19 protein-coding genes are annotated in these 23,151 nt (G+C 61.6%); 12 read left to right on the forward strand and 7 right to left on the reverse strand.

Annotated features, from left to right (window positions below):
* The first annotated feature begins 59 nt into the window (after window positions 1–59).
* The 3 genes from guaB to HX830_RS07605 all read left to right on the forward strand — a co-directional run bounded on the left by guaB (window position 60) and on the right by HX830_RS07605 (window position 3,834).
* Window positions 60–1,529 (forward strand): IMP dehydrogenase, encoded by a 1,470-nt coding sequence (gene guaB, locus HX830_RS07595; RefSeq protein WP_103498527.1) that lies wholly within the window; start codon window positions 60–62, stop codon window positions 1,527–1,529.
* Window positions 1,530–1,634: 105 nt separating this feature from the next.
* Window positions 1,635–3,212, forward strand: a complete 1,578-nt coding sequence (guaA, locus tag HX830_RS07600; protein ID WP_103498526.1) for a glutamine-hydrolyzing GMP synthase — start codon at window positions 1,635–1,637, stop codon at window positions 3,210–3,212.
* A 343-nt stretch (window positions 3,213–3,555) separates the two neighbouring features.
* Complete coding sequence (locus HX830_RS07605; RefSeq protein WP_177099576.1) at window positions 3,556–3,834, forward strand: fructose-bisphosphate aldolase; 279 nt, start codon at window positions 3,556–3,558, stop codon at window positions 3,832–3,834.
* 170 nt (window positions 3,835–4,004) lie between these two features.
* Here the strand turns inward: HX830_RS07605 and HX830_RS07610 are convergent, their stop codons facing one another.
* Complete coding sequence (locus HX830_RS07610) at window positions 4,005–4,910, reverse strand: alpha/beta fold hydrolase (protein WP_177099578.1); 906 nt, start codon at window positions 4,908–4,910, stop codon at window positions 4,005–4,007.
* Window positions 4,911–5,047: 137 nt separating this feature from the next.
* Here HX830_RS07610 and HX830_RS07615 point away from each other — a divergent pair, with 137 nt between their 5' ends.
* Window positions 5,048–5,947 (forward strand): LysR family transcriptional regulator, encoded by a 900-nt coding sequence (locus HX830_RS07615; RefSeq protein WP_218171218.1) that lies wholly within the window; start codon window positions 5,048–5,050, stop codon window positions 5,945–5,947.
* A 462-nt stretch (window positions 5,948–6,409) separates the two neighbouring features.
* On the forward strand, window positions 6,410–6,928 hold the full coding sequence (locus HX830_RS07620; RefSeq protein WP_177099580.1) for a helix-turn-helix transcriptional regulator: 519 nt from the start codon (window positions 6,410–6,412) through the stop codon (window positions 6,926–6,928).
* A gap of 19 nt (window positions 6,929–6,947) precedes the next feature.
* Here HX830_RS07620 and treR read toward each other — a convergent pair whose 3' ends face one another.
* Complete coding sequence (gene treR / locus HX830_RS07625; RefSeq protein WP_152740954.1) at window positions 6,948–7,652, reverse strand: trehalose operon repressor; 705 nt, start codon at window positions 7,650–7,652, stop codon at window positions 6,948–6,950.
* A gap of 226 nt (window positions 7,653–7,878) precedes the next feature.
* Between treR and treP the strand changes: the two genes are divergently transcribed.
* The 7 genes from treP to tadA all read left to right on the forward strand — a co-directional run bounded on the left by treP (window position 7,879) and on the right by tadA (window position 17,227).
* Window positions 7,879–9,321 (forward strand): PTS system trehalose-specific EIIBC component, encoded by a 1,443-nt coding sequence (gene treP / locus HX830_RS07630; protein ID WP_152740953.1) that lies wholly within the window; start codon window positions 7,879–7,881, stop codon window positions 9,319–9,321.
* 82 nt (window positions 9,322–9,403) lie between these two features.
* Entirely contained in the window at window positions 9,404–11,053 is a 1,650-nt protein-coding gene (gene treC, locus HX830_RS07635; RefSeq protein ID WP_177099582.1) for an alpha,alpha-phosphotrehalase, read from the forward strand.
* A gap of 100 nt (window positions 11,054–11,153) precedes the next feature.
* Window positions 11,154–12,377 (forward strand): maltoporin, encoded by a 1,224-nt coding sequence (locus tag HX830_RS07640; protein ID WP_103498520.1) that lies wholly within the window; start codon window positions 11,154–11,156, stop codon window positions 12,375–12,377.
* Between the two features lie 63 nt (window positions 12,378–12,440).
* Complete coding sequence (ptsP, locus tag HX830_RS07645; RefSeq protein WP_177099584.1) at window positions 12,441–14,978, forward strand: phosphoenolpyruvate--protein phosphotransferase; 2,538 nt, start codon at window positions 12,441–12,443, stop codon at window positions 14,976–14,978.
* A gap of 2 nt (window positions 14,979–14,980) precedes the next feature.
* Window positions 14,981–15,271: a PTS transporter subunit EIIB gene (locus tag HX830_RS07650; protein WP_152740950.1), complete on the forward strand. Its 291-nt coding sequence runs from the start codon at window positions 14,981–14,983 to the stop codon at window positions 15,269–15,271.
* A gap of 88 nt (window positions 15,272–15,359) precedes the next feature.
* The gene (locus HX830_RS07655; protein WP_177099586.1) at window positions 15,360–16,736 is read left to right on the forward strand and encodes a multicopper oxidase family protein; all 1,377 of its coding nucleotides are present in this window, start codon (window positions 15,360–15,362) and stop codon (window positions 16,734–16,736) included.
* Complete coding sequence (tadA, locus tag HX830_RS07660) at window positions 16,736–17,227, forward strand: tRNA adenosine(34) deaminase TadA (protein ID WP_177099588.1); 492 nt, start codon at window positions 16,736–16,738, stop codon at window positions 17,225–17,227. Before HX830_RS07655 ends, tadA begins: the two co-directional genes overlap by 1 nt.
* 161 nt (window positions 17,228–17,388) lie before the next feature.
* Here the strand turns inward: tadA and cmoB are convergent, their stop codons facing one another.
* From cmoB to lon, 5 genes are all read right to left on the reverse strand, one after another.
* A complete protein-coding gene (gene cmoB / locus HX830_RS07665) occupies window positions 17,389–18,345 on the reverse strand; it encodes a tRNA 5-methoxyuridine(34)/uridine 5-oxyacetic acid(34) synthase CmoB (RefSeq protein WP_177099590.1) in 957 nt (318 codons plus the stop codon).
* Window positions 18,342–19,118, reverse strand: coding sequence for a carboxy-S-adenosyl-L-methionine synthase CmoA (gene cmoA, locus HX830_RS07670; RefSeq protein WP_177099630.1), 777 nt, complete (start codon window positions 19,116–19,118; stop codon window positions 18,342–18,344). Before cmoA ends, cmoB begins: the two co-directional genes overlap by 4 nt.
* 222 nt (window positions 19,119–19,340) lie before the next feature.
* Entirely contained in the window at window positions 19,341–19,976 is a 636-nt protein-coding gene (locus HX830_RS07675) for a lysoplasmalogenase (protein ID WP_177099592.1), read from the reverse strand.
* Window position 19,977: 1 nt separating this feature from the next.
* The gene (locus tag HX830_RS07680; protein WP_103494381.1) at window positions 19,978–20,370 is read right to left on the reverse strand and encodes a protease inhibitor I42 family protein; all 393 of its coding nucleotides are present in this window, start codon (window positions 20,368–20,370) and stop codon (window positions 19,978–19,980) included.
* 257 nt (window positions 20,371–20,627) lie between these two features.
* Window positions 20,628–23,060 carry an endopeptidase La gene (lon, locus tag HX830_RS07685; protein ID WP_103494380.1) on the reverse strand — a complete coding sequence of 811 codons (2,433 nt, stop codon included), beginning with the start codon at window positions 23,058–23,060 and terminating at the stop codon, window positions 20,628–20,630.
* Window positions 23,061–23,151: the final 91 nt, after the last annotated feature.

Raw genomic sequence — 23,151 nt, forward strand, 5'->3', positions numbered from 1 at the left:
CCAGGGGGTCATCTGAGTATAATGGCGCGCTTCCATTTTCCCGCTCGGGAGCCCCCGCGATGCTGCGTATCAGCCAAGAAGCTCTGACCTTCGACGACATTCTCCTAGTGCCCGGTTATTCCGAGGTACTCCCTAACGAAGTCAGTCTCAAGACCCGCCTTACCCGTGGCATCGAGCTGAATATTCCGCTGGTTTCCGCCGCCATGGATACCGTGACCGAAGCCCGTCTGGCCATTGCCATGGCCCAGGAAGGCGGTATCGGTATCATCCACAAGAACATGACCATCGAGCAGCAAGCTGCCGAAGTGCGCAAGGTCAAGAAGTTCGAAGCCGGCGTGGTCAAGGACCCGATCACCATCGAGGCCGATGCCACGGTGCGTGAACTGCTCGAACTGACCCGCATGCACAACATCTCCGGCGTGCCGGTGCTGCATGACGGCGACCTGGTCGGTATCGTCACCTCCCGTGACGTGCGTTTCGAAACCCGCATGGATGTCCCGGTTCGCGAAGTGATGACGCCCAAAGAGCGTCTGGTCACTGTCCGTGAAGGCGCGAACAAGAACGAAGTCCGCGAGTTGCTGCACAAGCACCGTCTGGAAAAAGTCCTGATCGTCGACGACAAGTTCGCCCTCAAGGGCATGATGACCGTCAAGGACATCGAAAAATCCAAGGCCTACCCGCTGGCCAGCAAGGACGACCAGGGTCGTCTGCGTGTCGGCGCCGCGGTCGGCACCGGTAAAGACACCGCCGATCGTGTGGCCGCACTGGTCCATGCCGGTGTCGACGTGGTGGTGGTCGACACCGCCCACGGTCACTCCAAGGGCGTGATCGACCGCGTGCGCTGGGTCAAGCAGAACTTCCCTGAGGTCCAGGTGATCGGCGGCAACATCGCCACCGGCGCTGCCGCCAAGGCACTGGCCGAAGCGGGCGCGGATGCGGTCAAGGTCGGTATCGGCCCTGGCTCGATCTGCACCACCCGTATCGTCGCCGGTGTCGGCGTACCGCAAATCAGTGCCATCGCCAACGTCGCCGCCGCCCTTGAAGGCACTGGCGTACCCTTGATCGCCGACGGCGGCATCCGTTTCTCCGGTGACCTGTCCAAGGCCATCGTGGCCGGTGCTTCCTGCGTGATGATGGGCTCGATGTTCGCCGGCACCGAAGAGGCGCCGGGCGAAATCGAACTGTTCCAGGGCCGTTCCTACAAGGCTTATCGCGGCATGGGTTCGCTGGGTGCGATGTCGCAGTCCCAGGGTTCTTCCGACCGCTACTTCCAGGACTCCTCCGCGGGTGCCGAGAAGCTGGTACCGGAAGGCATCGAAGGGCGCGTCCCCTACAAGGGCAGCCTGAGCGCCATCGTCCATCAACTGATGGGCGGCCTGCGCTCCTCGATGGGCTACACCGGTAGCGCCGATATCGAAGAAATGCGCACCAAGCCTGAATTCGTGCGTATCACCGGCGCCGGCATGGCCGAATCTCACGTTCACGACGTGCAGATCACCAAGGAAGCTCCAAACTATCGCGTAGGTTGATAGTGATCGCCTCCTGGCCGAGGTCGGGAGGCGATTGACGAATTTGAACCGGGGCTGTTGATGACAGCCCCGTGTTGTTTCTGACTTCACTGACGAGAATGACTCATGGCCCTCGACATTCACGCCCACCGCATCCTGATCCTCGACTTCGGTTCCCAGTACACCCAGCTGATTGCCCGCCGCGTGCGTGAAATCGGCGTGTACTGCGAACTGCATCCGTTCGACATGGACGACGAAGCGATTCGCGAATTCGCTCCAAAAGGCGTCATCCTCGCCGGCGGTCCCGAGTCCGTGCACGAAGCCAACAGCCCTCGCTGCCCGCAAGCCGTGTTTGACCTGGGCGTTCCGGTCTTCGGTATCTGCTACGGCATGCAGACCATGGCCGAGCAAATGGGCGGCAAGGTCGAAGGTTCCGAGCTGCGTGAATTCGGTTATGCCCGCGTTGATGTGGTCGGCAAGAGCCTCCTGCTCGAGGGTATCGAAGACCACGTCGACGCCGACGGCCTGTTCGGCCTCGACGTCTGGATGAGCCACGGCGACAAGGTCACCCGGATGCCGGAAGACTTCCACATCCTGGCCAGCACTCCGAGCTGCCCGATTGCCGGCATGTTCAACGACGACCTGCGTTACTACGGCGTGCAGTTCCACCCGGAAGTGACCCACACCAAGCAGGGCGGTCGCATCCTGTCGCGCTTCATCCTCGATATCTGCGGCTGCGAAGCACTGTGGACGCCATCGAAAATCGCTGAAGACGCCATCGCCAGCGTCCGTGCCCAGGTCGGCACCGACAACGTCCTGCTGGGCCTGTCCGGCGGTGTTGACTCCTCGGTGGTTGCGGCGTTGCTGCACAAGGCCATCGGCGACCAGCTGACCTGCGTCTTCGTCGACAACGGCCTGCTGCGCCTGCACGAAGGCGAGCAAGTGATGGCCATGTTCGCCGAGAACATGGGCGTCAAGGTGATCCGCGCCAACGCCGAAGAGCAGTTCCTGAACAACCTGGCCGGCGAGTCCGATCCGGAGAAGAAGCGCAAGATCATCGGTCGCACCTTCATCGACGTGTTTGATGCCCAGTCCAACAAACTGGACAACATCAAGTACCTGGCCCAGGGCACCATCTACCCGGACGTGATCGAGTCGGCTGGCGCGAAAAGCGGCAAGGCCCACGTGATCAAGTCCCACCACAACGTCGGTGGCCTGCCGGAAGAGATGAACCTCAAGCTGGTCGAGCCGCTGCGCGAGCTGTTCAAGGACGAGGTCCGTCGCCTTGGCCTGGAGCTCGGCCTGCCGTACGACATGGTCTACCGCCACCCGTTCCCGGGCCCGGGCCTGGGCGTGCGGATTCTCGGTGAAGTGAAGAAGGAATACGCCGACCTGCTGCGTCGCGCCGACCATATCTTTATCGAAGAACTGCGCAAGGCCGACTGGTACCACAAGGTCAGCCAGGCGTTCGTGGTGTTCCAGCCGGTGAAATCGGTGGGTGTGGTCGGTGATGGCCGTCGTTACGCCTGGGTCGTGGCCCTGCGTGCGGTGGAAACCATCGACTTCATGACCGCCCGTTGGGCGCACCTGCCGTACGAGCTGCTGGAAACCGTCAGCGGCCGGATCATCAACGAAATCGAAGGCATCTCCCGCGTTACCTACGACGTGTCGAGCAAGCCGCCGGCGACGATTGAGTGGGAATGATGGCTTCATCCTCGCGTCAGTGGGGTGAAGAATAGGCGCTTTAGCCCAATGCCAGTCAGTCACGCTGACTGGCATTTTCATTTGTGCTCGGATGCTTCGGGGATTCAAGTCTGATGGTCTTTGGAGGCATCACACTCCGACAAAATTGCACTCATTACTCTGATCGCCTGGTGAGCTGATAGGCGCTTATAGTCTGTGCTTCGCTGCTAAATCAGCGAACGGATTTCGCAGTCCGTACACATTCTAACCAGCAGCGCCGCAAGCCTGTTGTTGGCGTTTTCTCTCGCCTCCAATAAGCTTCCATGGCGACTGTGCGTGGGAGACCTTCGGGTCTGCCGGGTTTATGGTTGGAATTACCGGTCTGCGAACCCGCGCACAGTTGCCACCCATTTCGTTTCTCGATAGCCATGCGCCCTTGGTCGACCTGCATGCCTGCGTCAGCGAGCGCATCGGTGCCTTGGGTAATATCCTGAGTCTTTTTTCTTGTTGTAGCTTGAATGACAGCGATCCACGCGACATTGCTTCTATCGCCAACATCAGTCGAATCCTGTTGCAGGACGTCAATGATGTCTTCGCGGTGATTCAACGGCGTGGCCTGATGGCAGAGCGGCGCGTCTGCTGATTTTTACAACATGCTATCCCGAGAGGGAAATCCAGGCTGACGCAACTATTAGGAAAATCCTAATAGTTCGCCAGGAGAAGGCTCGTCGGATCAAGCGTGCCGCTGCGAGGTTTGAGGCGCGCGCGTTATCTCTTTGAAAATGGGTTCCCATCGGGTGAGAGGCAAAGGCCTTACTTGATAAAGCCTCTGATCGCCGCAATCGTCGGCACCGGCGCCTCTTCCATCAGCCAGTGACCCGCATCGGGAATCACCACCTCGGTGACATCGGTGGCGGCATTGCGCATCACGATGGCTTCGTTCGCGCCAAAGGACTTGGCGCCCCCTATTGCCAGCACCGGCATGTTCAGCTTGTTGCCCATCACCTTCTGGTTCTGCTCCGCGTCCTGGTTGATACTCAGGAACTGCGCGAATGCCGAATGCATTGCACCTGGGCGAGCATAGAACCGGGTGTAGTGCTGGCGGGTCGCTTCGTCGATTTTCGCGGGATTGCCAGCGAACTCGTTCCAGAATCGATCCAGATAAATGCGTTCGCGACCAGCAACCAGGCGTTCGGCATCCTTCCCACCGAAATTGAAATGCCACAGCGCAGGCATCCGTACGATCTGATCCCACGGTGGGATACCCGGTACCGGGGCATCCATCACGACCAGGCGATCAGTTTTGTCCGGGTAGCGAGCAGCATAGGCGTAGGCGACCATGGTGCCGATGTCATGCCCGACTATCGCGGCATGGTCGATCCCCAGCTTGCCCAGCACGGCGCGGATATCCGCCGCCTGGTTCCATTTGTCGTAACCCCCTTCAGGATGAGACGACAGCCCCATGCCACGCAGGTCGGGTACGACCACGGTATGGGTCTTGGCCAACTCGGCCGCCAACGGAGACCACATATCGCCAGTGTCGCCAAAGCCGTGGATCAGTACGACCGCTGAGCCTTGTCCGCCAGTCACGACATGGAGGGTCGCGCCGTTGGCTTGAATCTCTTGGGCGTGGAAGGACTTGGGGAATGGCCGGACTTCGGCGGCTGCCGGCAGGGCCAGAGCCAATGCGATCGCAGTCGCGGCAAAGTATTTGAGCATGATGGACTCCTGACCCTGCGGGGATGGCCACTTGGCAATCACTGTTAGCCCGAGGGAGTGACGCCAGTGTGGCCCCGGGCAATTCGAAGGAGTAGCCTTCGAATTCCTGATCAGGATTTCGGAAAAACCGAACAATCATGAAGCTCGATGGAATTGCGACCTTTGTGATGGTCGCCGAATGCAAGTCCCTGACTGAGGCCGCTCTCAGGCTCCGTGTATCCCGATCCGTGGTGAGCGATCGAATTGCCGAGCTCGAAAAAGAACTGGGCACCCGCCTGCTGCAGAGAACGACCCGCAAGATTTCAGTGACTGAAGACGGGCATGAGTTTCTGCGGCGCGCAATCCGAATCGTAAAGGAGGTCGAGGAGGCGTCAGCCGCCATGTCCAAGCGCCGGGATACGCTTTCCGGCTCGCTGCGGATCTCGGCTCCTGTGACATTTGGGCGAATGCATCTTGGGCCGGCCTTGTACCCCTTTATGGCGCAGCACCCGGATATACAGATCACGCTGGATTTGAATGATCGTCGGGTGGACCCCTCCGCTGACGGGTTTGACGCCATCGTGCGGCACGGCGTGATCCAGGACCGCTATCTTGTGGCCTGGACGTTGGCCACCAGCCGGCGTGTCCTTGTCGCGTCGCCGGAATACCTGACGCGCAATGGCAAACCGACCACCCCTGCTGAGCTGGAAGGGCATCGAGGTATTTTCTACTCGAATCGCGGTGGTGCGGATTGGCGTTTCATGCAGCAAGGACACACCCTCATCGTCCATGGCCGGTCCGATTTGGTGCTCAACAATGGGGACCTGATGCGGGATGCGGCGGTGGCCGGTCTGGGCATTACCTTGCTGCCGCAGTTCATTGTCGGCGAGGCTCTCAAGGCCGGCTCCCTGGTGAAGATCGATATCGGCATAGAGGCTGAGCAGGAGTTCATCTATATCGCACATCCTGACGGTCAGCGCCCCTCGGCGAAGCTCAGGGCGCTGGCGGACTGGCTTCGTGAGGCATTTGGGAGCCCTCCTTATTGGGATGCGGTTTGAAGCGTTCATCCAGCCCTCGCAACACCTCGTAAATACCTCGCTGAGCCTCGACGCCATCCCTCCCTACACTCAAGAAACCGGCACTGAACTGAAGTGCCGGGAGTGTCATTTTTTGTCGACAAATGGATTTGGTTGTCAGTTGACAACCATTGCGCGTGGCGCAAGACTGGAGGCTATGGATGGCTAGAACAAGACACCCGATCAAGGAGATCGAGAACGTACTGCGTTATGCAGAGGAATTTGGCTGGCGAATCAAAGTAGGTGGTTCGCATGCCTGGGGCAGGATGTACTGCCCGCTTAACAGTGGGCTGTGCCGTTGCCAGGATCACTGTATCACCAGCATATGGAGTACGCCGCGTGACCTGATCAGTCATGCCCGCAATTTGCAGCGGGTGGTTGATGGTTGTGTCATCAACCACGCTAATGGCGATCCCCTGATCGCTTCTCCCAAGGAGTAGAACCATGGAGTATGAATTCACCCTGAGGTACCAGCTCTCGGAGCAGAACAACGATCCGGATGTATTGATTGAGCTCTTGTTTGAGTGCGGTTGCGATGACTCACTGATCGGCTGCGGAATCCCTGGAAGGCTGGCGCTGAAGTTCTCCCGGGATGCCGACAGCGCCGCTCAGGCATTGCTTAGCGCTTTGCAGGACGTCAAGCGCGCTATCCCCGATGCCCGACTTATCGAGGTCGTGCCGGATCTGGTCGGCCTTTCAGATATCGCCGATATCGTCGGTGTTTCGCGGCAGAACATGCGCAAGCTCATGCTCAGTCATGGCGCGTCATTTCCGTTGGCGGTCCACGAAGGCAGCGCTTCCGTCTGGCACCTGGCGGAAGTCCTGGGCTGGCTCGAAGGTCGGGGATATGACCTTGAGCCTCTTATGATTGAAACCGCGCGGGCGGCCCAGGACATCAATCTCACCAAAGCCACCAGCAAGCTCGGCGTGGTCAACCCCGAGTGGATGGCGCTGGTGTCATGAATTCCCCGTCATCAACGGCTCAGCGTCTTGCCACATCCGAAAAGTAGAACTTGTCCAGGGTGTGCCGCGACTCGGTGTATTCGAACTGCCGGCCGTCCTGCAAAAACGTCTGGTTCTTCACCACGATCACATGGCTGGCCCCATCCAGGTCCAGGTGCAGCACATCGTCCCGGCTGCAACGGGCCGCCTCGATGGTGCGCTGGGCAAAGCTGATGCTCAGTTGCAGGGTTTTCTCGATATAGGCATAGATCGACTGTTCGGCGATCTCCCGGGTCAGGCCGGGGATCAGGTCGGCGACGAAATAGTTGATGTCGAGGATGATCCGCTTGCCGTCGATCCGCCGCACCCGCTTGATGCGAATCACCGAACTGCCCGGTTCGGCATCCAGGCGTTCCTGAAGCGAGCCCTCAAGGGCGATCTCGCTGAACTCCACCACTTCGGTGCCAATATTGCTGCCAAGACTGGAGTGGGCCTCCTGGAAACTGACGATGCCGCCCAATTGAAACTCGATCGGGCTGCGTGACAGCACGAAGGTGCCCTTGCCATGGATCTTCTGGGCGAAACCGCGTTCCTGCAGTTGCTCGATGGCCTTGCGCACGGTGCCGCGGCTGGCCTGGTAGCTGTCCATCAGTTCGGTTTCCGACGGCAGTCGGGCGCCTTTTTCCAATTGCTCTGTGGTAATGCTGGCAAGCAGATCACTGTAGATCTGGTTGTATTTGCTCATGCTGGTCGCTCTGGATCGAAAGTACTCGCCAACAGGGTAGCCGACGCTATGTGCTGTGATCCTGAACCTTAAGGGCAGGCCGAAACTTTGTCCATTTGTCGGATCTTTTACCGATAAATCCATAACTCGTCTGTACGAGTTATTGCTTTAACTCGTACAGACGAGTATTTTTCATTCCTGTGTGCTGCCAACACCCTCCAATAACAAGAAACAGTGGAAGAAAAGCATGAGCCACGACTATCCGAATATCGCCCGCGAGCTGCTGCAAGGCCTCGGTGGCGCTGAAAACCTCGAGCAGGCCGCTCACTGTGTCACCCGTCTGCGTCTGGCCCTCAAGGACCCGAGCCTGGTCGACAAGGCCGCGTTGTCCAATATCGACCTGGTGAAAGGCACCTTCTTCACCGGCGGCTTGTTCCAGATCGTCATCGGTCCGGGGGAAGTGGAGCGGGTCTACGCCGCCTTGCGCGAAATCACCGGGCTGGCCGCCTCGACCATCGCCGACGTCAAGCAGAAGAGCGCCGACAAGATCAACGCGGTACAGCGTCTGGTGCGGGTGTTCTCCGATGTGTTCATGCCGATCCTGCCGGCGCTGATCATTGCCGGCCTGCTGATGGGGGTGAACAACCTCATGGGCGCCAAGGGCATGTTCATCGACGGCAAGACCCTGCTGGAGGCCTATCCGTCCCTGGATGGTGTGTGGAGCCTGATCAACCTGATGGCCAACACCTCCTTCGTGTTCCTCCCGGCCCTGGTCGGCTGGTCGGCGGCCAAGCGGTTTGGCGGCAGTGAAATCCTCGGCATCGTGCTCGGCCTGATGCTGGTGCACCCCGACCTGCTCAATGCCTGGAACTACGGCAAGGCGGTCGCCGGCCTGGACGGCCAGAGCCTGCCGTACTTCAACATCTTCGGCTGGTTCCGGATCGAGAAGGTTGGCTACCAAGGGCAGATCCTGCCGATCCTGATGGCCGCCTATGTCATGAGCGTCATCGAGAAATGGCTGCGGGCGCGGGTGCCGAATGCCATTCAACTGCTGGTGGTGCCGATTACCACCATCGTCGTGACCGGCGTGCTGGCCCTGGCGGTCATCGGCCCGGTGACCCGTCACCTGGGCATCCTGATCACCGAAGGCGTGGTCATGCTGTTCGATGTGGCCCCGGTGCTCGGCGGCGCGATCTTCGGCCTGCTCTACGCGCCACTGGTGATCACTGGCATGCACCACATGTTCCTCGCGGTGGACCTGCAACTGATCGCCACCCAGGGCGGCACCTTTATCTGGCCGATGATCGTCATGTCCAACCTGGCCCAGGGCAGCGCGGCACTGGCGGTGTTCTACATGAGCCGCAATGCACGGGACCGCAGCATGGCGTCGACCTCGGCGATCTCCGCCTACTTCGGCATCACGGAGCCGGCGATGTTCGGCGTCAACCTGCGCTACAAGTTTCCGTTCTATGCCGCGCTGATCGGTTCGGCGCTGGGCAGCATCTTCCTCTCGCTGAACAAGGTCCAGGCCTCGGCCATCGGCGTGGGTGGCCTGCCGGGCTTTATCTCGATTATTCCGCAATACATCCCGATGTTTATCGTCGGCATGGTCATCGCCATGGTCGTGCCGTTCGTGCTGACCTGCGGGTTGAGCCTGAAAATCGTCCGGCCCGGCTACCGCGTCGCCTGATCCGGCAGCGTCAGCGCGAGGGTGCTCGCGCTGACGCCGCAAAACACCACACAGCTACCACTGGCACTACCAAGGAATCCCCATGCAAGACTGGCAGCGTTCGGTGATCTACCAGATCTACCCGAAAAGTTTCTACAGCCACTCAGGCCAGGCCACCGGCGATCTGCTGGGGGTGGTCGACAAGCTCGACTACCTCAAGTGGCTGGGCGTCGATTGCCTGTGGATCACGCCGTTCCTGCGTTCGCCGCAGCGTGACAACGGCTACGACATAAGCGACTACTACGCCATCGACCCGAGCTACGGGACCATGGCCGACTGCGACCTGCTGATCGCCGAAGCCGGCAAGCGTGGCATCACGCTGATGCTCGATATCGTGGTCAACCACACCTCCATCGAGCACGAATGGTTCCGCCAGGCCCGCAGCAGCCTCGACAACCCGTACCGGGACTTCTACATCTGGCGCGACCAGCCGAACAACTGGGAGTCGAAGTTCGGCGGCAATGCCTGGGAGTACGAGGCCCAGACCGGCCAGTATTACCTGCACCTGTTCGACCACACCCAGGCCGACCTGAACTGGGACAATCCCCAGGTACGCCAGGAAGTGTTCAAGATGATGCGCTTCTGGCGCGACAAGGGTGTCGGTGGTTTCCGCCTGGATGTGATCAACCTGATCTCCAAGCCCGCCGACTTTCCCGAGGACGCCAGCGACGGCCGCCGTTTCTACACCGACGGTCCGAACGTGCACGATTACCTGCAGGAAATGCATCGCGAAGTCTTCGAAGGCCATGACCTGATCAATGTCGGCGAAATGTCCTCCACCAGCCTTGCGCACTGCATCCGCTATTCGCATCCGCAGTCCCGCGAGCTGTCGATGACCTTCAATTTCCATCACCTGAAGGTCGATTATCCGAACATGGAGAAATGGGTTCGCGCCGATTTCGATTTCCTCGAACTCAAGCGCATCCTCTCCGACTGGCAGACCGGCATGCAGGCCGGTGGTGGCTGGAATGCGCTGTTCTGGTGTAACCACGACCAGCCGCGGGTGGTCTCGCGCTTCGGTCATGACGGTGAATACCGGGACGTGTCGGCGAAGATGCTCGCCACCGCGTTGCATTTCCTCCAGGGCACGCCGTACATCTATCAAGGCGAAGAGCTGGGCATGACCAATCCGGGCTTCGAGTCCATCGAGCAGTACCGCGATGTCGAGACCCTGAACATCTACCGGCTCAAGCGCGAGGCCGGCGAGTCCGAAGCCCGGAGCATGGCGGCGATCATGCAGAAATCCCGCGACAACAGTCGCACGCCGATGCAATGGAATGCGCAGCCGAATGCCGGTTTCAGCACGGCCCAACCCTGGATCGATGTGCCGCCGAATGCGGCCTGGATCAACGTCGACAAGCAGTTCGACGATGCCGGCTCGGTGCTGCATCACTACCGCGACCTGGTCGGTTTGCGGCGCAGCGAAGCGCTGATGGTGGACGGCGTCTACCGCCAGTTGTTGCCCGATCATCCACGGGTCTGGGCCTATGTGCGGGAAGGGCAGGGCGAGCGACTGTTGGTGGTGAACAACTTCTATGCCGAGCCTTGCGAAATGGCGTTGCCCGAAGGCGTTTTCATCGACGGCCAGAGCCAGCGTCTGGTGATCGGCAACTACATCGACGACGTGCCGCGTAGCCGATATCTGTCGCTGAAACCTTACGAATCTTTTGTATTGCACCTGTCAGAAAAGTAAGACGTTTCATTCATTAAATGCCGTTCGCATCAAATCGTGCGCGGGAGAGCCGCGCCCGATAATCAACAAGCACTACAGAATAAAAATAATGGGGGAGCCAATGAAAACAACAATAAATCGCGGTCTTGTGGTGTCTTGTGTATGCCTGGGATTGCCATTCTCGGCCCAGGCCCTGGAGTTCGCCGGTTACTTGCGTAGCGGCCTGGGCGGTTCGACCGGCGGCGGCTCGCAAAGCTGTTTCCATTTGCCTGGTGCGCAATCCAAGTATCGCCTGGGTAACGAGTGTGAACAGTACGGGGAGCTTGAGTTGCGCCAGGACGTGCTGAAACTCGATGACGGGTCGGTGGTCAGCGTCGACGGGATGGCGTCGCTGTACAACAAGTACGATCACAATCCCAGTTTCGACGGTGACAACGGCACGGTGCGGATGCCGCAGATGTTCGCCAAGTGGTCGAACCTGCCCTCGCTCAATGGCGGCTCGGTGTGGGCCGGGCGGCGTTACTACAAGCGTAACGACATCCATATCTCCGACTTCTACTACTGGAACCAGAGCGCCACGGGCGGTGGTATCGAGAATGTGAAGATCGGCGACCTGAAATACAGCTATGCCTTCTCGCGCAAGGACAACCTGTACCAGAAGGACTATATCAATCGTCACGACTTCAACGTCGCCGGCTTCAAGACCAATACCGATGGCGAAGTGGAGCTCGGTGCCAGTTACCTCGACGCGCCGAATCGCCGCGATACCCATCAGGGTTGGGCCATCACCGCGCAGCATGTGCAGAAGAACTTCCTCGGCGGCAAGAACAAGTTCGCCCTGCAATACGGCGAGGGGCCGGGTACCGGGCTGGGCTACACCGGCGATCCGACCCTGGACACCAGCAACAAGAGCTACCGCGCGGTCGAGTTTTTCGACTGGCAGATCACCCGACAATTCGGCGGGCAGATCGAGGCCGTGTACCAGAAGGACATTCGTCCCGACGGCCAGGGCCAGAACTGGATCTCCCTGGGGGTACGTCCGACCTACGCCATTACCGAGCAGTTCAAGTTGGTGACCGAACTGGGCCATGACCAGATCGAGGCGCCGGGCGGTACCCGCAAGCTCAGCAAGTTTACCTTCGCCCCTACCTGGTCACCCAGAGGTCCGGATTTCTGGACTCGGCCCGAGATACGCCTCTACTACACCTATGCCAGTTGGAACGCGGCGGCCCAGCGTGCGGCCAATCAGTTCGATGCGGGGTCGGCGTTGTCCGATACCGGTAGTTTCGGCAGCGCCCTGCATGGCTCCAATTTCGGTGTGCAGGTCGAGTATTGGTGGGAATAAGTCCTATGCTGGCGTGGCCTTCGCCGCGCCGGCGCTTCAAAGAACAATGATAAAGGTGATGTCATGACCGCAACCTCTTCCCTGGAACTGCTCGCGCCCCTGTCCGGGGTGCTGATCGAACTGGATCAGGTGCCTGATCCGGTGTTCTCCAGTCGCATGATCGGCGATGGCCTGTGCATCGACCCGACGTCTTCGGTGCTCTGCGCACCGTTGGCCGGGGTGGTGAGCAATGTCCAGGCCAGCGGCCATGCCATCAGCATTACCGACGACCAGGGTGTGCAGGTGCTGATGCATATCGGCCTGGACACCGTGCAGCTTCAGGGCAAGGGCTTCACCGCCCTGGTCCGCGAAGGTGAGCGGGTGACGGCCGGGCAGGCGTTGATCGAGTTCGATGTCGACTACATCGCCTTGCACGCCCGCAGTCTGTTGACCCTGGTGTTGGTGGTCAGTGGCGAGACGTTCACCCGGCTGGCTCCGGCCAGTGGTTTGATTGAAAGCGGCGCGCCACTGTTGCGGATCGAGCACAACGGCGCATCGGCGGGCCCGGTGGTGGAAGAGGAAGGCGAGGCGTTGTTCTCAAGCCCGGTGACCTTGCCCAACGCCAACGGTCTGCACGCCCGTCCGGCGGCGGTGCTGGCCCAGGCGGCCAAGGGTTTTGCCGCGAGCATCGTGGTGCATCGGCGCCAGGACAGCGCGAATGCCAAGTCCCTGGTGGCGATCATGGCCTTGCAGACGGTGCGTGGCGATGTGTTGCAGGTCAGTGCGGTGGGCGAGGATGCCCAGGCCGCCATCGACGCGTTGGCGGCCTTGCTGGCCGAGGGGTGTGGTGAGTCGGTCGAGCCTGCGGCGGTGATCGATATCCCCGTGGTGGTCGAGGCGTCTTCGCCGAGCCTGTTGCGCGGCGTTTGTGCTTCGCCGGGTTCGGCGTTCGGTCGGGTGGTGCAGGTGGCTGAACAGCGGCTGGAAGTTCCGGAATTCGGTTCCGACGAGCCCCATGAGCGCGCATCGCTCGAACGGGCTCTGGACGAGGCGACCCAGGCCTTGCAGCGGCTGCGGGACAACACCGAGGGCAGCGCCCAGGCGCAGATTTTCCGCGCGCATCAGGAATTGCTGGAAGACCCGAGCCTGCTGGAGCAGGCCCGGGTCCTGCTCGCCCAGGGTAAAAGCGCGGCGTTCGCCTGGCGCCAGGTCACCGAGGACACCTGCGCGCTGTTCGAACGCCTGGGCAGCAGCTTGCTGGCGGAGCGCGCGCTGGATTTGAAGGACGTCGGCCAGCGTGTGCTGCGGCTGATTCTCGGGGTCGAGGAGCGGGTCACCGAGATGCCGGACGACGCCATCCTGATTGCCGAGCAACTGACCCCGTCGCAAACGGCCGCACTCGATACCCGTCGGGTCCTCGGCTTCGTCACCGTCGGTGGTGGGGCGACCAGCCATGTGGCGATCCTGGCCCGGGCATTCGGTTTGCCGGCGCTCTGTGGTTTGCCCGCTGAGGTCCTGAAGGTGCCCGCCGGTACCCAGGTGCTGCTCGATGCCGACCTCGGGCGCCTGCACCTGATGCCGGAAGAGGCGGATGTGCAACGCCTGCTGGTCAAGCGCCAGGAGCAACGCCAGCGTCACCAGCGCGAGAAGGAGCAGGCGTCCGAGGCGGCGCGTACCCGTGACGGTCACCATTTCGAGGTGACCGCCAACGTCGCCTCGCTGCAAGAGGTGGAGCAGTCGTTGACCCTGGGCGGTGAGGGGGTCGGCTTGCTGCGTTCCGAGTTTCTCTATCTGGAGCGCCAGAGCGCGCCGAGTGTCGAGGAGCAGGCCGCGACCTATTCGGCTATTGCCCGGGCTCTGGGGCCGCAGCGCAACCTGGTGGTGCGGACCCTCGACGTCGGCGGCGACAAGCCCCTGGCCTACGTACCGATGGATACTGAAGCCAACCCTTTCCTCGGTATGCGCGGGATTCGCCTGTGCCTGCAACGCCCGGAACTGCTGCGTCAGCAATTGCGGGGGATTCTCGCCTGTGCCGGCCTGACCCAGTTGCACATCATGCTGCCGATGATTACCCAACTGTCCGAGTTGCGGCAGGCGCGCCAGTTCCTCGAGGATGAGGCCCTGGCCCTGGGCCTCAAGGCGTTGCCGAAACTGGGGATCATGATCGAAGTGCCGGCGGCGGCCCTGATGGCCGATCTGTTCGCCCCCGAGGTGGACTTCTTTTCCATCGGCACCAATGACCTGACCCAATACACCCTGGCCATGGACCGTGATCACCCGCAACTGGCGAGCCAGGCCGACAGCCTGCACCCGGCGGTATTGCGCCTGATCGCCACCACCGTGAAAGCCGCCCATGCCCATGGCAAGCCGGTCAGCGTGTGTGGCGCGCTGGCCTCCGAGGCGCTGGCGGTGCCGGTGTTGCTGGGCCTGGGCGTGGATGAGCTGTCGGTCAGCGTACCGCTGATTCCGGCGATCAAGGCGGCGGTCCGCGAGGTCGAGTTGACGGAGTGCCAAGTGTTGGCCCAACGAATTCTTGGCCTGGAAAACGCCGGGCAGGTGCGTGAAGCCCTGCTCGATCATCAACACACCACGGCGCTGCAGCCGCGGGTCCTGGAGAACTGAACATGTTCGAGAAATTTCAGCGGGCATTCTGGAAAGCCCTGACACCGGACCTGGTGGCGGATCAACCGAGTACGCCGGTTGCCACGGCAGAAGAGGCGTTGCGCCCGGAGATCGTCGCGGCCCTGGGTGGCGAAGGCAATCTCAAGTCCCACCAGCGCGTGGCCCTGACACGCCTGCGTGTGGCCTTGAATGACAGTGCCCGGATCGATCAGTCGGCATTGCGGGCGGCGGGTGTCGCCGGGGTGATGATATTGGCCGGTGGCGTGACCCATTTGTTGCTGGGCCTGGACTGATTTTCTTACGGTTTCGCAACTGCGGGTGTATCGTATTCGCCTTTTGCGCGCCCTGGTGCGCGGCTGAATAGGTGAGGTGGTTGCGTTCATGTCCTTTACCCGTCGACAGATACTCGGTGGACTGGCCGGTCTTGCAGTGGTGGGCGTTGGCGCCGGCGGTGCATCGCGTTACTGGTTGGGGAAAATGGCCGACGCCGATGCCGGCCATGACTATGAGCTGATCGCCGCGCCCCTGGACGTCGAGCTGGTGGCCGGGCATCAAACCCCGGCCTGGGCTTTCGGCCCGTCGGCGCCGGGCACCGAGTTGCGGGTGCGTCAGGGCGAGTGGCTGCGGGTGCGCTTTATCAACCACCTGCCGGTGGCCACCACCATTCACTGGCACGGTATCCGCCTGCCGCTGGAAATGGACGGCGTGCCCTACGTGTCGCAACTGCCGGTATTGCCCGGTGAATACTTCGACTACAAGTTCCGCGTCCCGGACGCCGGCAGCTACTGGTATCACCCCCACGTCAACAGCAGTGAGGAACTGGGGCGCGGGCTGGTCGGCCCGCTGATCGTCGAAGAGCGCGAGCCCAGCGGTTTCCAGCACGAACGCACCTTGAGCCTGAAAAGCTGGCACGTCGATGACGCTGGCGCCTTCGTGCCTTTCAGCATTCCCCGTGAAGCCGCGCGTGGGGGCACGGCGGGGCGCCTGTCGACCGTCAATGGCGTGTCGCAAGCCGTGGTCGACTTACCGGCCGGACAGATCACCCGGGTTCGCCTGCTCAACCTCGACAACACCCTGACTTACCGCCTCAATATCCCCGGTGTCGAAGCGCGGATCTATGCGCTGGATGGCAACCCGGTGGAGCCGCGTCCGTTGGGCAAGGAATACTGGCTGGGACCGGGGATGCGCATCTGCCTGGCGATCAAGGCGCCGGCGGCTGGTGAAGAGCTATCGCTGCGTAACGGTCCGGTGCGTCTGGCGACCTTTCGTTCGGTGGCCGACAGCGGCATGGCGACCGACTGGCCGAAGGCCTTGCCGGCCAATCCGATAGCCGAGCCGGACCTGGCGAACGCAGAAAAGCTCAACTTCAATTTCGAATGGGTTGGCTCGGTTTCGGTGAACGTCGATAATGGCCAGCCGCCGAGTCTCTGGCAGATCAATGGCAAGGCCTGGGACATCACCGACAAGACCTGCGCCGACCGACCCATCGCCAAGCTGGTGAAGGGCAAGAGCTATATTTTCGAATTGAAGAACATGACCCAGTATCAGCACCCGATCCACTTGCATGGCATGAGCTTCAAGGTCATCGCCTCGAACCGCAAGGCGATCACGCCATACTTCACCGACACCTACCTGCTGGGCAAGAACGAGCGGGCGCGGGTAGCGTTGGTGGCGGATAACCCGGGGGTGTGGATGTTCCATTGCCATGTGATCGACCATATGGAAACCGGCCTGATGGCCGCCATCGAGGTGGCCTGATGCGTCAGATACGGCCGGCGCCGATCATCGACCGCAGCCGCGACCAGGACTTCATGCGTGACGCCCTGGAGCTGGCCGCCCAGGGCGCGCTGTTGGGCGAGGTGCCGGTGGGCGCGGTGCTGGTGCAGGACGGCGAGATCATCGGACGCGGTTTCAATTGCCCGATCAGTGGCAGCGATCCGAGCGCCCATGCCGAGATGGTCGCCATCCGCGCCGCCGCCCAGGCGCTCGACAACTACCGGCTGCCGGGCAGTACGCTGTACGTGACCCTGGAGCCGTGCAGCATGTGCGCCGGGTTGATCGTGCATTCGCGGATTGCACGGGTGGTCTATGGTGCACTGGAACCCAAAGCGGGGATCGTGCAGAGCCAGGGGCAGTTCTTTACCCAGGACTTTCTCAATCACCGGGTGTTGTTCGAAGGCGGCGTCCTGGCTGAGGAGTGCGGGACGATCCTCAGCGAGTTCTTCAAGGCCCGCAGAAGCAAGTCCTGAGTAGGGTTGTTGTGGGGGCCTGTCTTGAGGGCCCTTTCGCGGCGGTGCGGCGTCCCGACAAGCTCCGCTCCCACAGTATTTGAGTCGAATCGGAATATTGTGTACGACACAAAACCTGTGGGAGCGGAGCTTGCCCGCGAAGGCGTCAGATCTGACACCGCCTACTTGCGGGCGACCATCACCGCCCGCATCGGCGCCGGCAGCCCTTCGATGGTCTTGCTGTGATCCTCCGGATCCAGGAAGTCACTCAACGACTGATACTTCATCCACTCGGTCCCGCGCTGTTCCTGCACCGTGGTCACGCTCACATCGACACAGCGCACATCGCTGAACCCGGCGCGCCGCAGCCAGCGTTCCAGCGCCGGCACTGACGGCAGGAACCAGACATTGCGCATCTGCGCGTAACGATCTTCCGGCATCAGCACCTGATGCTCGTCACCTTCCACCACCAGGGTTTCCAGCACCAGTTCGCCGCCCTTGACCAGGCAATCCTTGAGCGCCAGCAAATGCTCGATGGGCGAGCGCCGATGGTAGAACACGCCCATGGAAAACACCGTGTCGAAGCCTTCCAGCTCGGCCGGCAGGTCCTCGAATGGGAACGGCAGGTGCCAGGCCGACGGCTCCGACAAATAGCGTTGCACCGCCTGGAACTGGCAGAAGAACAGCCAGTTCGGATCGACGCCGACCACCGTGTCCGCGCCGGCCCCGAGCATGCGCCACATGTAGTAGCCGTTGCCGCAACCGACATCGAGAATGCGCTTGCCCTTGAGGTCCAGGTGCGGGGCGACCCGCGACCACTTCCAGTCCGAGCGCCATTCGGTGTCGACATGCACGCCGAACAGATCGAACGGGCCTTTGCGCCACGGGCACAAGCCCATCAGCGCCGTGCGCATCTGCGCGCGGGTGGCCTCGTCGCAATCCGTGTCCAGGGTCAGGCCATTCAGCAGATCGACCTGGGTCGGCTGGATCTTCGGCAGCGCATCGAGCGCACTCTGCCAGCGTTCCAGGTCGCCATGACCTTTTTCCATGCGGGCATCGAGTTGCGCTTGCAGGCCGTTGGCCCATTCGGCCAAAGGGGTGCCAGCCAGACGGCGGGCGAGGGGAGACAGATCGATCATGGCAGGGCAATCAACGAGGCAAAGTTAAGGCATTGGAACCAGGGCACGACTTTCGAGAAACCTGCGGCCAGCAGGCGTTCGCGGTGCTCTTCGAGGCTGTCGGGTTTCATGACGTTTTCGATGGCGCTGCGCTTCTGGGCAATTTCCAGTTCGCTGTAGCCATTGGCGCGCTTGAAGGCGACGTGCAGGTCGGTGAGCAGCGCGTGTTCTTCGGGATCATTGAAGCGCAGTTTCTCCGAGAGAATCAGCGCGCCGCCGGGCAGCAAGGCCTGGCGGATACGCCCGAGCAGGGCCTGGCGCTGTTCGGGGGCGATAAATTGCAGGGTGAAGTTCAGCGCCACCACCGAGGTCGGCTGGAATTCCAGGGCGAGGATATCGCCCTCGATCACGTCCACCGGCAGCAGCTCCTGGAACATCGAGTCCTGGCCGTTGAGGTATTGGCGGCAGCGTTCGACCATGGCCGCGGAGTTATCCACCGCGATCACCCGGCACCCGTCGCTGCGTACGTGACGGCGCAGGGCCTGGGTCACTGCGCCGAGGGAGCTGCCCAGATCGTAGAGCACGCTGTGGGGCTGGGCGAACTGCGCGGCGAGCACGCCGAGGTTCTCGACAATGGTCGGGTAGCCGGGCACCGAGCGCTTGATCATGTCCGGGAAGACCCGCACCACGTCTTCGTTGAAGGCGAAGTCCGGCACCTGGGCCAGGGGCTGGGCGAAAAGGCGATCGGGTTCTTTGCTCACGACGGTTCCGGCGGATGCTGAAAAGGCCGGCATTTTAGCCAAGTTGGCGCCGCGATGCGCGCTTTGTCGGATAAAACGCCAAGCCTGCACGCCCCGAAAACTAAAACTGTAGGAGCGAGCTTGCTCGCGATGGGCGTCAACGATAACGCGGGGTATCTGGATGCCAGTGGTGTCCTTGCGTTCATCGCGAGCAAGCTCGCTCCTACAGAAGGGCAGAAGGGCAGAAGAGTAGAGGAGTAGAGGAGCAGGCTGCGTTCAGCGCGGCTTCTGGCTGAAGGCCGAGGCCGCAATGCCCCATTGTCCCAGCCAGTAGGCAATGATGATCAGGTAGGGCGCGGCGGCGAACTTGACCACGAAACGATCGATACCGATCAGGCTGTCGGAGAAGGCGAAGGTCAGGGCGCCGGCCGCCGCCAACAGCGCGGAGCGCTTGGGCACATCGGTACCCAGGCGGGCCAGGGCGCGCCAAAGCATGGCGCTGATGGCCAGCGCATAAATCGTGACCGGGATCAGCAGGTCGCCCAGTCCCTTGGACATCAGGATCCCCAGCAACCCGACGCCGATCAGCAGGGCCAGCAACAAGGGCAATGGCGCTAACCGACGGCAGTCGCCCAGGTAAGCCTTGAGATAAGCCAGGTGCGCGACGAGAAACGCACCCAGGCCGAACACGAACAGATCGCCCGGCCAGGCCAGCAGCACGTCTCCCAGCAGGGAAAAGATCAAACCCAGGCCGATCCAGCGGCGATAATCGGTTACCGGCGCATCGTGCAACCAGCCGAGCAGGACCAGTACCGGTACCGGCTTGGTCAGCAGGCACAACATCGGCAGCTCGATGCTCACGCCATAGAGGAACGCGGTAGCCCCCATCAGGGCGAGGATCAGCCAAGGCATGTCAGTTCACCGTGATCGGGCAGTCGAAGCTTTGTGCCGGCGTGGCTTCCGGTTCCCAGGGTTGCTGGTAGGTCAGGCGCAGGCGCCCGGTGCCGGCGGCGAAGGCCTGGAAGCGCCAGGTCGATTGTCCGCCGCTGCCCACCAGGCCGTTGTCGTCGGGATTGTGGTAGACCTCCGGGCCGAGGCTTTTCAGCACGCCGCCGGCCGAGTCCTGGATGGCCCAGCGAAAACCGGTGGTGGGGTTGCTGGGCAGGCTGAGGATCATGTTCTGCCCGGTCTTGAGTTGCATCGGGCAGTCACTTTGTTTTTCCAGCGTCACGTTCTGGCGCGGTTGCTGGGCACAGGCGGCGAGCAAGGCGAGGCTTAACGGCAGCAGCAGGCGAGTCGGGGTCATAGTGTCTCCAGTTGTTACAGCGATGACCGAGCATAACCTGTGGAGCTGGGGTTGCACTAATGCCTGTGAAGCAAGACTGAGTACTGTCCTGTAGACGCGGTGCTTGCCGCCAAAAGCTTCGCGGGCAAGCCCTGCTCCTACAGTTCATCGTCGAACGCAAAACTTGTGCACGACATAATCCTGTAGGAGCAGGGCTTGCCCGCGAAGAGGCCCGTGAGAACGCTGGAAATCTCACGGGCGAGCCAGATGCCTGCTGTTTAGAAGAGAATCTTCGCCGCATCCGAGAAGCGCTTGGCGAAATGCACGGTAATGCCTTCCTTCAAGTAATCCGGCAATTCCTCGAAGTGCCCACGGTTGGCTTCCGGCAGGATCAGCTCGAACAGCTTCTGCCGCCGCGCCGCAATCACCTTTTCCCGCACCCCGCCAATCGGCAGCACATGCCCGGTCAGCGTCAGCTCACCGGTCATGGCCACGCCCTTTTTCGGCGGCTGGTTGCGCGCCAGGGACAGCAGCGCACTGGCCATGGTCACCCCGGCACTCGGACCGTCTTTCGGCGTCGCGCCCTCTGGCACATGCAAATGCACAAAGGCTTTATCGAAAAACTCCGGATCGCCACCAAACTGCTTCAGATGCGAACTGACGTAGCTATAGGCGATCTCCGCCGACTCCTTCATCACCTCACCCAGTTGCCCGGTGAGCTTGAACCCCCGGTTGAGCGTATGAATGCGAGTCGCTTCAATCGGCAAGGTGGCGCCACCCATGCTGGTCCAGGCCAGCCCCGTGATCACACCGACCCCGGAGAGCACCTGCTCGTTACGGAACACCGGCATGCCCAGCGAGGCTTCAAGGTCCTTGTTGCCGATCTTGATCGCCGTGTCCGGCGCGTCCAGCAACTTGACCACCGCCTTGCGCACCAGTTTGCCCAGTTGTTTCTCCAACTGACGGACCCCGGCTTCCCGGGCGTAGCCGTCGATCACCGCCCGCAAGGCACCGTCGCTGATGCTCAGGCTGCTTTTGCTGACACCGGCTTTTTCCAGCTGCTTGGGCCACAGGTGGCGCTTGGCGATGGCGATTTTTTCCTCGGTGATATAGCCCGACAGGCGAATCACTTCCATCCGGTCCAGCAACGGACCCGGGATCGAATCCAGGGTGTTGGCGGTGCAGATGAACAGCACTTTCGACAGGTCCAGGCGCAGGTCCAGATAGTGGTCGAGGAAGTCGACGTTCTGTTCCGGGTCGAGGGTTTCCAGCAGCGCCGAGGCCGGGTCGCCCTGGAAGCTCTGGCCCATCTTGTCGATCTCGTCGAGCATGATCACCGGGTTCATCACCTCGACCTCTTTCAAGGCCTGCACCAGCTTGCCCGGCTGGGCGCCGATATAGGTGCGGCGGTGGCCCTTGATCTCGGCTTCATCGCGCATGCCGCCGACGCTGAAGCGATAGAACGGCCGCCCGAGGGATTCGGCGATGGATTTGCCGACGCTGGTCTTGCCCACCCCCGGCGGCCCCACCAACAGCACGATGGAACCGCTGATCTCGCCCTTGTAGGCGCCGACCGCGAGGAATTCGAGGATCCGCGCCTTGATGTCATCCAGGCCGGCATGGTGCTGGTCGAGGACCTTGCGCGCGTGCTTGAGGTCGAGCTTGTCTTCGCCATACACGCCCCAGGGCAGGGCGGTGGCCCACTCCAGGTAATTGCGGGTGACGGCGTACTCCGGCGAGCCGGTCTCGAGGATCGACAGCTTGTTCATTTCCTCGGTGATGCGCTTTTGCGCCTGGGCCGGCAGGACCTTGCCCTGCAAGCGCTGTTCGAACTGCTCGACGTCGGCGCTGCGGTCGTCCTTGGTCAGGCCCAGCTCCTGCTGGATGACCTTGAGCTGCTCCTTGAGGAAGAACTCGCGCTGGTGCTCGCCGATCTTGCGGTTCACCTCGGCGGAGATTTCCTTTTGCAGCCGCGCGACTTCGACTTCCTTGCGCAGCATCGGCAGGACTTTTTCCATGCGCTTGAGCATCGGTACGCAGTCGAGCACTTCCTGCAACTCGTTACCGGTGGCCGAAGTCAGGGCGGCGGCGAAGTCGGTCAGCGGCGACGGGTCGTTGGGGCTGAAACGGTTGAGATAATTCTTCAGCTCTTCGCTGTACAGCGGGTTGAGCGGCAAGAGCTCCTTGATCGCATTGATCAGGGCCATGCCGTAGGCCTTGACCTCATCGGTCGGCTCGCTCGGCTGGTGCGGGTATTCGACTTCCACCAGGTACGGTGGGCGATGGTGCTTGAGCCAGGTGCGGATGCGCACCCGGGTCAGGCCCTGGGCGACAAACTGCAATTTGCCGCCTTCGCGACTGGCGTGGTGGACTTTCACCAGAGTGCCATACTCGGGCAGGGCCTTGGTGTCGAAATGGCGGGTGTCTTCGCTGGGCGTGTCCATGAAGAACAGCGCCAGGGAGTGGTGATCGGATTTGCTCACCAGTTCCAGGGTTTCGGCCCAGGGTTCTTCGTTGACGATCACCGGCAGCACCTGGGCCGGGAAGAACGGGCGGTTGTGGATCGGGATGATATAGACCTTGTCCGGCAGGTTCTGCCCGGGCAGGGCCAGGCCGGTGCCGGAGGCGCTCGCGGCGTTGGCGTCGTCAAGGGTGTGTTCGGTGTCGGCCTCTAGGGTCGGATGTTCAGGGAATTCCTGCTGCTCGCTCATGGGGCACCTGCACAGTGATATATGCCAGTTAGATGGGGCGAGCCGCCGGTGGTTTCAATGGCCGGGAGTATAGCTTTGCGAAAGTCGGCCG

This window comes from Pseudomonas gingeri (assembly GCF_013385425.1).
Lineage (GTDB): Bacteria > Pseudomonadota > Gammaproteobacteria > Pseudomonadales > Pseudomonadaceae > Aquipseudomonas > Aquipseudomonas gingeri_D.

Bases quoted from the DNA above. Each gene is read 5' to 3' on its own strand.
- guaB (WP_103498527.1), top strand. From the start codon at position 60: ATGCTGCGTATCAGCCAAGAAGCTCTGACCTTCGACGACATTCTCCTA.
- guaA (WP_103498526.1), top strand. From the start codon at position 1,635: ATGGCCCTCGACATTCACGCCCACCGCATCCTGATCCTCGACTTCGGT.
- HX830_RS07605 (WP_177099576.1), top strand. From the start codon at position 3,556: ATGGTTGGAATTACCGGTCTGCGAACCCGCGCACAGTTGCCACCCATT.
- HX830_RS07610 (WP_177099578.1), bottom strand. From the start codon at position 4,910: ATGCTCAAATACTTTGCCGCGACTGCGATCGCATTGGCTCTGGCCCTG.
- HX830_RS07615 (WP_218171218.1), top strand. From the start codon at position 5,048: ATGAAGCTCGATGGAATTGCGACCTTTGTGATGGTCGCCGAATGCAAG.
- HX830_RS07620 (WP_177099580.1), top strand. From the start codon at position 6,410: ATGGAGTATGAATTCACCCTGAGGTACCAGCTCTCGGAGCAGAACAAC.
- treR (WP_152740954.1), bottom strand. From the start codon at position 7,652: ATGAGCAAATACAACCAGATCTACAGTGATCTGCTTGCCAGCATTACC.
- treP (WP_152740953.1), top strand. From the start codon at position 7,879: ATGAGCCACGACTATCCGAATATCGCCCGCGAGCTGCTGCAAGGCCTC.
- treC (WP_177099582.1), top strand. From the start codon at position 9,404: ATGCAAGACTGGCAGCGTTCGGTGATCTACCAGATCTACCCGAAAAGT.
- HX830_RS07640 (WP_103498520.1), top strand. From the start codon at position 11,154: ATGAAAACAACAATAAATCGCGGTCTTGTGGTGTCTTGTGTATGCCTG.
- ptsP (WP_177099584.1), top strand. From the start codon at position 12,441: ATGACCGCAACCTCTTCCCTGGAACTGCTCGCGCCCCTGTCCGGGGTG.
- HX830_RS07650 (WP_152740950.1), top strand. From the start codon at position 14,981: ATGTTCGAGAAATTTCAGCGGGCATTCTGGAAAGCCCTGACACCGGAC.
- HX830_RS07655 (WP_177099586.1), top strand. From the start codon at position 15,360: ATGTCCTTTACCCGTCGACAGATACTCGGTGGACTGGCCGGTCTTGCA.
- tadA (WP_177099588.1), top strand. From the start codon at position 16,736: ATGCGTCAGATACGGCCGGCGCCGATCATCGACCGCAGCCGCGACCAG.
- cmoB (WP_177099590.1), bottom strand. From the start codon at position 18,345: ATGATCGATCTGTCTCCCCTCGCCCGCCGTCTGGCTGGCACCCCTTTG.
- cmoA (WP_177099630.1), bottom strand. From the start codon at position 19,118: ATGCCGGCCTTTTCAGCATCCGCCGGAACCGTCGTGAGCAAAGAACCC.
- HX830_RS07675 (WP_177099592.1), bottom strand. From the start codon at position 19,976: ATGCCTTGGCTGATCCTCGCCCTGATGGGGGCTACCGCGTTCCTCTAT.
- HX830_RS07680 (WP_103494381.1), bottom strand. From the start codon at position 20,370: ATGACCCCGACTCGCCTGCTGCTGCCGTTAAGCCTCGCCTTGCTCGCC.
- lon (WP_103494380.1), bottom strand. From the start codon at position 23,060: ATGAGCGAGCAGCAGGAATTCCCTGAACATCCGACCCTAGAGGCCGAC.